Genomic DNA, 10,241 nt, shown 5'->3' with positions numbered 1-10,241 from the left:
GGCGGCGAGCGATTTATGCAGGCGCGTGGATAACGTGCTGTTCAACCGCCTCGCCCACAAAAATGCGGACAGGTTCCCTGGAGGTCCTGCAACTTCGTGCAGCACCTGCCGCGATGGATGTGATGGCCGCCGTTGACGCCATTCGTGCCGCAGACAATGACGGTGCGCGACGCTTGTCCGCTGACGTACCGACAGCATTTATCAAACCGCGTTGGCAGCCGCTCGTGGTAACCGAGACCGGCGTCAACCGCCGATACTATGAGCTGTGCGCCCTGGCTGAGCTAAAAAATGCCCTACGCTCGGGCGATGTCTGGGTTCAAGGCTCGAGGCAGCTCAAAGACTTTGAAGAATATTTGTTGCCCACCGAGAAATTCGAAACCATCCGGCAGCTGAACAGTCTCCCGTTGCCGATCATGACGGATTGCGATCGCTATCTTGATGAACGTCGACAACTGCTGGCGAAACGCCTGGAAACGGTCAACAGCCTCGCTGCGGCAAACGATTTGTCGGACGCAATTCTCACCGAATTCGGACTGAAGATCTCACCATTGGACGCAGCGGTGCCCGATGTCGCCCAAGCGTTGATCGATCGGACGTCTCTCATGCTGCCACGCGTCAAAATCACCGAGCTACTGATGGAGGTCAACGCGTGGACAGGGTTTACCCGCCACTTCACGCATCTGAAGACCGGCGAAACGTCGAAGGAGCAGACGTTGCTGCTTACGACGATCCTTGCCGATGCACTCAATCTCGGCCTCACCAAGATGGCCGAAGCGTGTCCAGGCACGACCTATTCGAAGTTGTCGTGGCTGCAGGCATGGCATATCCGCGACGAAACCTACTCGCAAGCGCTTGCTGAGCTGGTTAATGCGCAGTACGTTCATCCGTTCGCCACGCATTGGGGCGACGGCACCACATCGTCGTCGGACGGGCAGCGCTTTCGCGCCGGCGGCCGCGCTGAGAGTACCGGACACATCAACCCGAAGTACGGTGCCGAGCCGGGACAGATATTCTATACGCACATTTCCGATCAGTACGCGCCGTTTCATCAGAATCTCGTAAACGTCGGCGTGCGCGACTCAACCTATGTGCTCGACGGATTGCTGTATCACGAGTCGGATCTGCACATCAAGGAACACTACACCGGCACCAACGGCTTCACGGATCATGTCTTCGCACTGATGCATTTACTCGGGTTTCGATTCGCGCCACGTATCCGCGATCTCGATGACATGAAGCTCTATGTGCCTGGCAGCGTGAAGGACTATCCCGCGCTTTCGGCAATGATTGGCGACACGTACAATGAGAAACATATCCGGAAAAACTGGGACGAGGTGCTGCGCCTGGCGACGTCGATTCGGCAAGGTACAGTGACCGCGTCGCTGATGCTGCGCAAGCTCGACAGCTACCCCCGACCGAATGGGCTTTCCGTGGCACTGTGCGAAATCGGCCGCATCGAGCGCACGTTGTTCATTCTCGATTGGCCGCAAGACGTCGAACTGCGCCGCCGCGTACACGCGGGCCTGAACAAGGGCGAGGCCCGCAACACGCTCGCGCGTGCCGTATTTTTCCATCGCTTGGGCGAAATCCGTGATCGTAGTTTCGAGGCGCAGCGCTATCGGGCGAGCGGCTTGAACCTGGTAACCGCAGTGATCGTCCTTTGGAACACGGTCTATCTCGAGCGAACGATCGAGGCCATGCATGCGCGAGGCGTGCCGGTGGACGCCACGTTGCTGCCATTTCTGTCGCCGCTGGGCTGGGAGCACATCCATCTGACGGGCGACTATGTGTGGCAGCGGAACCGGAAACTCGGGGTCAGTAAATTCAGGCCGCTTCGCCCGTTACCAAATGCGTGAGCGCGCTAGCGACGCCAGTTGAATCGACCTATCGGGCCGAACCAGCCCCGATTCTTGTGCTATATGCCGTCGCACCTCCCCGGACTCGTGCCCGATTCCCGCTCCCCGTCGTCCCACCCGTATCAGGATACTCCGAACGTCCGCGCGCTCGGAACCGCCGGGTCGACTCATTCACATCCCCCGCCGGTAGTCGGCAACGCGGGCGCGCGCGTTGGAATCCGCACGGGTACGGCGACCGATAGCGGCCTGGTGCCGGCCGGCGTCTGAATTTGGGTGGGTGAACCGGATACCAGCTGAATCGTCGTGCCGGTACGTGTCATGAGCACATCGACGATCCGCCCTTGCCAATGCAGGCCCCGTATCGCCAAGGTTCCAGGCAATACTGACTCGCTTGGCAATGCGGGATCGAACTCCATCATGTCTGTACGGAATCGATAACCGGTCAACCCGTGCGTCATGGTCTGCAAGAACGCGCCAGCGCCGGTCAGAAACGGCAGCGCGGGAAACTTGATATAGGCGTTCGCGTCGGGATACTGGGCAAGATCGCGCGTTTCCCAATAGTTGAGAAACGGGCCGCGCATGAACGGCGACGTCGCAGCCTGAAACTGAGACGACATCGAGCATGTGCCGAGCTTCGAGGCGATGATCGAGAACCCCGCGTCGCCGAACCCCGGCCGATTGCTGCGCGTGATCGCGGAATACGCGCGATAGTCGTTCAGCGCCCTGCCCGGCGGCAGCGGATATTGCGCAGGGTATTGAACGAGAAGCGAGTCGATTTGAATCGGCTTGTAGGTTCCCGTCGTCGTGAATCCCGCGTACTCGGCCGTCACGTTCGCGACGTTCGGATCCGTCGGAATCGCAACGTTCTGATAGGAGGCCCAGGTTGGATTGATCGTCTTGCCCGCCGCGGGTGCAAGCTGCTGGAGAATTTGCATCGTGCGCCACATGCCGGCATTCGTGAACGCATGATCGTTGACGTTCGACGCGGTCTCGTCGACACCCTGAACGCCTTTCAAAGTGTATTGACCGGAGCCGTTCTTGACCGAGACGGTTCGGAACCAGTCGCCGATGCCCGAAATCATGTCGAATGCGCCGTTCTTGAGCCAGGCCGTGTCGGCTGTCGTTGCATAGTAATCGTACAGCCCCATCGCGATATCGCCCATCAGATGCGGCTGAGGCAGCGCGGTGCGCCAATCGGGATTGCCGTATGCGTAAGGCTCGCGGCGCGACCACGGCACGTAGGCGGGCGTGCCGACCTTTGGCGTGATCGACAGCGCTTGCGCGCTCGCTTTCGCAGTGGTCAATTGCTTGACCCGGTAATTGACGATCGTACCGGCAAGATCGGGGTTCAGAACGAGCACCGGCGGAAGCATCCAGCTATCCGCATCCCAGTAAATCTGGCCATCGTAGCTGAGACTTCCCAGCCCGGCCGGCCCCACGCTCTCAGTGCCGTTCGGACGAAGGCTCGAATAGAGGTTGTAGCCTGCGGAATGGATGCGCTGCTGCAGATCCGCGCTGCCAGGCGTGACAATGTCACTGTTCCAGATCTTCTCCCATGCCGCGAAGTGGTTGGCGAGGATCGTGTCCGGCGTGGATGTCATCGCCGCCGCGATCGCGGACGCCGCGACGTTGCCGGCATCGCTCGCCGTGGCGGCTACGCCGACACCGACATGCTTGACGAAACGATACGTCACGCCCGCCTGAGCATTGAACGTGATTTGCGTGCCGTTGGTCGTTGACCACTGGAAGGTCGTTGCAGCGGGAAGTCCGGTAGGCGAGACCACCCGCTGCTGGACAACCGCATACTTCATGTTCGAAGCCGATGCCGAGCCATTGACGACCGTCACGCTGGCGGTTTGCGTCGTGGCGGACTGCGCGCGCTGCACGACGGTGGTGGCATTGCCGCTGATATCCAGATCGGCGATGACGGAAAGCTGAGTGGTGGCCGTTGGCGTGACCTCCAGCGTCACCATCCCGTGGTGTTCGTCGTTACGGTCAGCGATCGACGCTATTTTCACGGAAACGAGATTGCTGGCGGATGTGATCGGCTGCAGATCGCTCGCGACCTGGAACGTCGTCGTTACGACGCCATGCTGGGTATCGAGCTGTTGCGAGTAGTTCTTTATTCTCGACGCAAGACTCGTCAGATTTAGGTCCAGCCATCCGCTCGATGTTGCGAGCGTCAAGCCCGTCCAGAGCGGAAGGTCGCCGATATAGCTGCCGTCGCCGGTCGGAAAATCCGCGGCAAACGCAGACGTTCTGCGAGAGCGGTAGTTGGTCCATCCGTTCGTATCGCTGCTCGACCAGTAACCCTGGCCCAGCGGTCCAATCTGCGCGCTCAGGTAGCCGTTGCCCACGTAGGTTATCGCCCCCGGATCGGCCGTCGTGAATTGCGTATTGGTCAGCTGCCAGGTCGACGCATCGGCAACCGGCCTAGACAGCGGTTCAGCGGGCTCCGTTGCGCCGTTTACCGATGGCACGCCGTTCGAAATCTCGGGCGACGCGGTGCTGCCCGCCCCAGTGGCCGTTTCGTTGGGCTGCCCGTTTGAACCTCCACCGGCGACGAGCCCTGCGTTGCTCGGCCGCGTTTCATCACCACCGCATGCGGTCAGCATGAAGGCAGCCATGATCGCCGCGTGGACAACCTTTACTCTATGCACCTTGTCCATGTGTCTCTTCCTGAAGCATGCAAAGCTATTCTGTTGATCAGAGCCGCGGATCGGATTGTCCATCGACGTGTAATGCTCTGCCGGCACGATTTATTAAAAGGAATCCGAATCAATCCAGGCCGACAAGCACCATGGCGCACGGCGCCTAGGGAATTGGCGCGTCGCTGTTGCTAATTTCCGGTTTTCCGGGGGATTCGAATTAAAACCAATTTAATACCAGTCGAGCCCAATTTAGCGCCACCAAAATAAATTGCCTACAGCGGGTAAACCCGCTAAAAATCGGGATAGGGACGGTCAGTTACCTGACCGATCCCCTCCCGCATACATGGACGCCCCAGTTTTGCAAGGCAGCCGAACACGATCGGCAGACGGATTGAGATTGAGGCCATACATCCGGACTGTTGAGGAGGCGACTGCGACGCCTCTGTCCCTGATGGAATCAGCTAATCACTGCGCCTACCGCTTCAAGCCGAGGACACGTTTTTCGTAATCCCTCAGTTTCCACTTTGTGCCAACATATCGTTAGAGGGCGACCTTCGGCGGTCTTAGTGGGCAATATTTTCCGTTTTCTGAAGCCTCCCCCATAAACGCAACGCCGATCGTCGGCATCTGCGGCACCTGGCGGACTTCCTGGACGTGTTCGCAAGGCAACGGCGATCGCCGTTCACGGTGAGACTTTCCAAGAACAAATGCGCACACTGCCCTCGATTCAGCCAATATCGTCGAGCATCTATCCAGTGCTGCGTCAAGCACGCGCCGGCGAGCCGAACCGGCCGAGAGACATAATCCCACTGAAGCACCGAGGGAATCGCTGCTTCCAGTTCACGGCCCGCCATGCCGTCGTAGAGCAACCAATCCCGGACCGAGGCTCGCAGTGCGGTTCCTGGCTACTTCCGCGAGTGTCCATGCCTCTTGGCAAACCAAGGTGGCGATCCATTCCGTGCGCGGCCTCCATGGGGAACAGGCGGTGGCCGGGTAGTACTCCGCCGGAAATCGCCGGATAAAGAATCGATATTGGCGGTGGGCCCCAGTCTGCAAGACCCCTGACTTGCGAGAGATGACGATCGAATGCGCCGGCCCGGCTGTTCAGTTCATCGGGTAGTTCTGCCTGTGCCAAACGCTTGCCCTTACCTCATGACCAGGGTCCGGACGAAGCCGGAGACGGCGTGTTGTTTATGAGCTTCTCCCGTCGACCGGAATGGTCGATCGAGGAAGTTTGCTTCGATTATGCGAAAACGTTTCAGATGCCGGCCGGCTTTAACCGGCACTCCATGGTCACCGCAGAAACTCAAGCTATCGCGCGCTGGACATAACCGGGACTGAGCCTAAAAGCGCGTATGTATGCGCTGCAGCGCATACATACGCGCTTACCTTGTTCATCCCCGTTCGTAACCTGGTACTGCATCACGGCTCTTGCCGTAAGTCCGTCCGCCACATTTTGAGCTGAGATTGAAATTGCCAGCGATGGGCAGGTAACGGTAATGCAATAGCGCCCGGCCCAAGGTTCCTAAAGCGAATCAATGGCCGACTTCGTCCTTCCCATTCGTGAAGATGGACTAATTCGTCCAGTTTCGCCTAATTCTCAAGATTCATCCGCTTCGCCTCTCTAGTCTAAACGACGAATTGGCGGCCTGGCACGGTTGTTGCTGATGCAGAACTGCCGAGGTGATGGCATGAATCGAATCCATCTTGGATATCGATTTATCAATCGGAGAAGAAATATAAATGAATATCAGCAAATGGAGCTTGGTAAATTTTTAATTTAATTGTTGTGAGTTGAAAAGGAGGTGATTTTTAAAAAGCGATAAGGAATATCTTGAAGGCGAACCGATCTCATATGGTTCGATTTTGAAAAAAATTTCTGATAATTGAAGCTTACAAAATATAGCACAAGGATAAAAATGGATACTCGAAACAATCAAATAGCGCAAGATGGTGCTGAGATTGATTATCTCACGCCGACTTACGGCAGAAGCGCATTCGTAAATCCCGCGCCGTCCAGCCGCATGAATGACGAACCGATGGATCCGAGAGAGGCGCGTCGACTAATCGAAGACGAGCTTGATTACGACGCAAGAAATTCCGCGGATCTGGGGTCGTATATTTGCGATTACATGGACCCGGAGTGCGACGCACTGATTCATCGGGCTATCGGTAAGGTATATATCGACAAAAGTGAATATCCGGCCATGACCGTTATGGGTGAGAGGGTCGTTAAAATCATCCATTCATTTTTTAACGGCACCAACGCCGAGAGCGAACACAAGTCCAATCAAGTGTTGGGTACACCGACGATTGGGTCTTCGGAAGCTATCATGCTTGGACTGATGGCTCATCGAAGAAATTGGGATCACGCATGGGAATCCAGGCGCAATTTGCGATTTACGGTTGGAGAAGTGCAGCAAGTTCCGTATTACAGCTATGACAAGCCGTTCTTGCTGTATGCCCGGGACGTGCATACTTGTTGGAATAAGTATAGCAACTATTTTAATACCCCTGCACTTGTAATTAATTTGTCCGATAAACGCTGGACGCTTCAACCGAAAGACATTTCTGAAATGTTGAAGATGCGAGTAAAGGACCTTATTGAGAGCCAAAGTCAAAAGCACATTGGAATGAAAAAAGTGCTTAGTGACAATTTGATCTACTGCAATAAGGAGTATATGGACGCCGCCAGTGGAAGGGAAAAGGAAATACTGACGTCGATATATGATAACAAAATGCTGTCCGAGTTGATTTGCTGCATCGGGGCAGTGGTTGGGACGACGTTCACCGGGGAAGCGGACGATGTCTATAATATTGCCGAAGAAATAAAGATCGGTGAGGCGGCTGCGGCTGGCACTCCGAATAATTATTTCGACGAAGGCAAGATCAAGCTGGATATCCCAATGCACGTTGACGCCGCGAGTGGTGGATTTCTCGTACCCTTTTCCGATCCTGAATTTGCATGGGATTTTCGGGTTTCCAAGGTTAAATCAATCAATGTGTCCAATCATAAATTTGGGATGGTTTACCCCGGATGCGGAACCGTTGTCTTTTCAGACTGGAATGTCGTTCCGGAAGAATTGATTAATTCGATAACATATTTGGGCGCCGCATTCACGGACTATAATGTGAATTTTTCGCGTGGCAGCTCCATGGTTATTGCAAGTTATTACAATCTCATTCGATTTGGGCGGCGCGGCTACGAAAGCGTAAATAAGCAGTGCATTGCCAACGCCAGATATTTAGAGTCTAAATTGAAGGAAAGCAAGGTTATCTCCGGGCGTTTGGAGTTGATTAACGACCCGAAGAAATTCACTATGGTTGTTTTCAAACTTAATCAATCTGCTGGGCAGAACTGGAATCTGACTGACCTGTCAAATGAATTGCTTAAGCAGGGTTGGCGGTTGCCGGCGTATAAACTGCCTTACACGAATAATGAAATACCTGACGGCATCGAGGTAATGCGTGTTGTTTGCCGGCAAGATATCTCTCATGACAAAATTGATTTTTTGGTGAAAGATATCGAGGATGGATTTAAGTATTTGGATTCCAAGACGCCGGAAGAATATTCGTTCGTTTCCAAGGAGGCGGAATCGAAAATGTTCCGCGGCGTACTGGAATGCTAATTTTGGAAATTAATAAAAATACTATTTGAGGTCGGAAATTTCACCCTGCGGAAATTTGCAGGGTGTTTGTTTAATTAATTTTCCGGATGTGCGGGATTGAATTTCATGATATTTTTCATTGCGGCGGCCAATATGGTTGGCGTGGCTCGTTTTATTAATTGTTTTTTTGATGGGCATGGTGGTGATCTTATGTTTTATGGTCTAAAAAATAGCTCATTTAAGCTTGTGCCTGAAAGGGGATAGTAGCGCTTCTTAGATAGAGCTGATTGGGGCCTGTAGCTCAGGGGTAAGAGCAGTCGACTCATAATCGATTGGTCGCTGGTTCGAATCCAGCCAGGCCCACCATGCCCGGGAGACAAAACTGGTAAACACATCTGGCCCTCCCCCGCTTTTCCGGACGGGTTCACTAGCCTGCAATATCTGGCGACTCCCGTCGATCGCCGTCCTTATTGCAACGCTGCCATCTGCTGGCGCGCGCTTTCCAGCCCGGCGTTGAAGCCGTGCGGCTTCATGTCCAGCCCTTCCGCATAGACGAATTTCACATCGTCGATACCCATCAAGCCGAGCACGGCGCGCAGGTATGGCGTGACCGCATTCGTCTCCTGGCCGACGTGCATACCACCGCGCGAACTGAACACGATCGCACTGACGCCTTCGACGAGACCCATCGGGCAGGTCTCCGTGTACCGGAACGTCACACGTGCGCGCGCGACGAGGTCGAACCAGTTCTTCAACTGGGTCGGCACGTTGTGGTTGTACATCGGCGCACCGATCAGCAGCAGGTCGCTGTTCTTGAGTTCAGCGATCAGTGCGTCGGACAGCGCGACGACCCGTTGCGCGCGTTCGCTCGGAGGCTCCGCGCCGCGCAGCGCATGAAACAGCTCGCTGTCGAGCACCGGCAGGTCGTCGCCGACGAGATCGCGCACGATCACGTCATCCGCGTGGCCGTTGGCCTGACGCTGGGCGAGGAATGTGCCGATCAGCGCACTGGTTTGCGACTGGCTGCCGTTGATGCTGGATTTGAGGGCGAGAATCCGGGCCATGGTGGCGTGCTCCGTTACGCTTGTTGAGGGCTGGGATCCATCCTATCATTCACTTTTTATCGCCAAAAGAGATAATATTGACGCATTGTGTAGCGCATTTATCTCCAATTGCATGCGAAACAATCTGAAGGGCATCGACGTTTTCGTCGCCGCGGTGGAAGCAAGCAGCTTCGCTCAGGCTGCCGAGAAACTGCATATCACGCGCTCGGCTGTCGGCAAGAGTATCGCGCGCCTCGAAGAGCGACTGGGCGTGGTGCTGTTTCAGCGCACGACGCGCAGCCAGAGCCTGACCGACGAAGGTTCGCTGTTCTACGAGCACTGCTTGCGCGCGATGGAGGAAATCCAGGCGGGCGAGGCGCTGCTGGAAACCGGCAAATGGCAAATAAAAGGACGGCTACGCGTGTCGATGCCGACGCTGTTCGGTCATCTGTGCGTGACGCCGATCCTGATCGAATTGGCGAAGGCGCACCCCGAACTCGATCTGGACCTGTCGTTTAGCGACCGGTCCGTCGACCTGGTCGAAGAGCGTTTTGATCTGGCGGTGCGCATCGGCACGTTGCCAAACAGCAGCGGGCTGGTCGCGCGTCCGCTGGGCGAGCACCGGATGGCGTTCTGTGCATCGCCGGCTTACCTAAGTCGCTACGGCGAACCGCAGACCTACGAGGAACTGGAGCAGCACAAGGCGCTGGCCTACACGCGCTTTGGTCAGGTGCTTCGCTGGCCCGTCATCGTCGACGGCCAGCGCGTGGAGCTGCAGCCTGCCGTTCGGTTGCTGTCGGACGACTTGCGCGCGCTGATGGATGCCGCCGCCGCCGATCTCGGCGTGACCTGGCTGCCTTACTGGCTGGTGCGCGATGCGCTGCGTAGTGGCGCATTGCGGGAGTTGCTGCCCAATCGGCCCGGCGTGATCCATCCGATTCATGCAGTGTGGCCATATACGCTGCATCTTCCGCTGAGAGTCCGGGCGGCGGTCGATGCGCTGCTGGCCCATCTTCCCGCCCGGCTCGCCGCGGTCGAAGCGCGGATGTGACGAAGCGGCATGACGCGCCTTCCTACCTCACT

General features: G+C 56.2%; 5 protein-coding genes and 1 tRNA gene. 4 read left to right on the top strand and 2 right to left on the bottom strand.

The window, feature by feature from the left end:
• Window positions 1–1,856, top strand: a 1,856-nt coding sequence (locus tag WS68_RS15290) for a Tn3 family transposase (protein WP_231753032.1), incomplete at its 5' end; no start/stop codon positions are given.
• A gap of 167 nt (window positions 1,857–2,023) precedes the next feature.
• Here the strand turns inward: WS68_RS15290 and WS68_RS15285 are convergent.
• A complete protein-coding gene (locus WS68_RS15285; protein WP_059571612.1) occupies window positions 2,024–4,525 on the bottom strand; it encodes a glycosyl hydrolase family 65 protein in 2,502 nt (833 codons plus the stop codon).
• Window positions 4,526–6,426: 1,901 nt separating this feature from the next.
• Here WS68_RS15285 and WS68_RS15280 point away from each other — a divergent pair.
• Window positions 6,427–8,136 carry a pyridoxal-dependent decarboxylase gene (locus WS68_RS15280; protein WP_082710073.1) on the top strand — a complete coding sequence of 570 codons (1,710 nt, stop codon included), beginning with the start codon at window positions 6,427–6,429 and terminating at the stop codon, window positions 8,134–8,136.
• Window positions 8,137–8,405: 269 nt separating this feature from the next.
• Window positions 8,406–8,481: transfer RNA gene (locus WS68_RS15275), tRNA-Ile, on the top strand.
• A 101-nt stretch (window positions 8,482–8,582) separates the two neighbouring features.
• On the opposite strand, the gene WS68_RS15270 is transcribed toward WS68_RS15275, so the two are convergent.
• The gene (locus WS68_RS15270; RefSeq protein WP_059571610.1) at window positions 8,583–9,179 is read right to left on the bottom strand and encodes an NAD(P)H-dependent oxidoreductase; all 597 of its coding nucleotides are present in this window, start codon (window positions 9,177–9,179) and stop codon (window positions 8,583–8,585) included.
• On the opposite strand from WS68_RS15270, the gene WS68_RS15265 reads away from it, so the two are divergent.
• Window positions 9,178–10,209: a LysR substrate-binding domain-containing protein gene (locus WS68_RS15265; RefSeq protein ID WP_231753031.1), complete on the top strand. Its 1,032-nt coding sequence runs from the start codon at window positions 9,178–9,180 to the stop codon at window positions 10,207–10,209. The genes WS68_RS15270 and WS68_RS15265 overlap by 2 nt on opposite strands.
• Window positions 10,210–10,241 lie beyond the last annotated feature (32 nt).

The organism is Burkholderia sp. TSV86, from assembly GCF_001522865.1.
GTDB lineage: Bacteria > Pseudomonadota > Gammaproteobacteria > Burkholderiales > Burkholderiaceae > Burkholderia.
The sequence above is the reverse complement of the archived record's forward strand: the minus strand, read 5'-3'. Positions and strand labels throughout refer to the sequence as shown.

Coding starts and splice junctions, on each gene's coding strand:
- WS68_RS15265 (WP_231753031.1), top strand. CDS start 9,178: ATGGTGGCGTGCTCCGTTACGCTTGTTGAGGGCTGGGATCCATCCTAT.
- WS68_RS15270 (WP_059571610.1), bottom strand. CDS start 9,179: ATGGCCCGGATTCTCGCCCTCAAATCCAGCATCAACGGCAGCCAGTCG.
- WS68_RS15280 (WP_082710073.1), top strand. CDS start 6,427: ATGGATACTCGAAACAATCAAATAGCGCAAGATGGTGCTGAGATTGAT.
- WS68_RS15285 (WP_059571612.1), bottom strand. CDS start 4,525: ATGGACAAGGTGCATAGAGTAAAGGTTGTCCACGCGGCGATCATGGCT.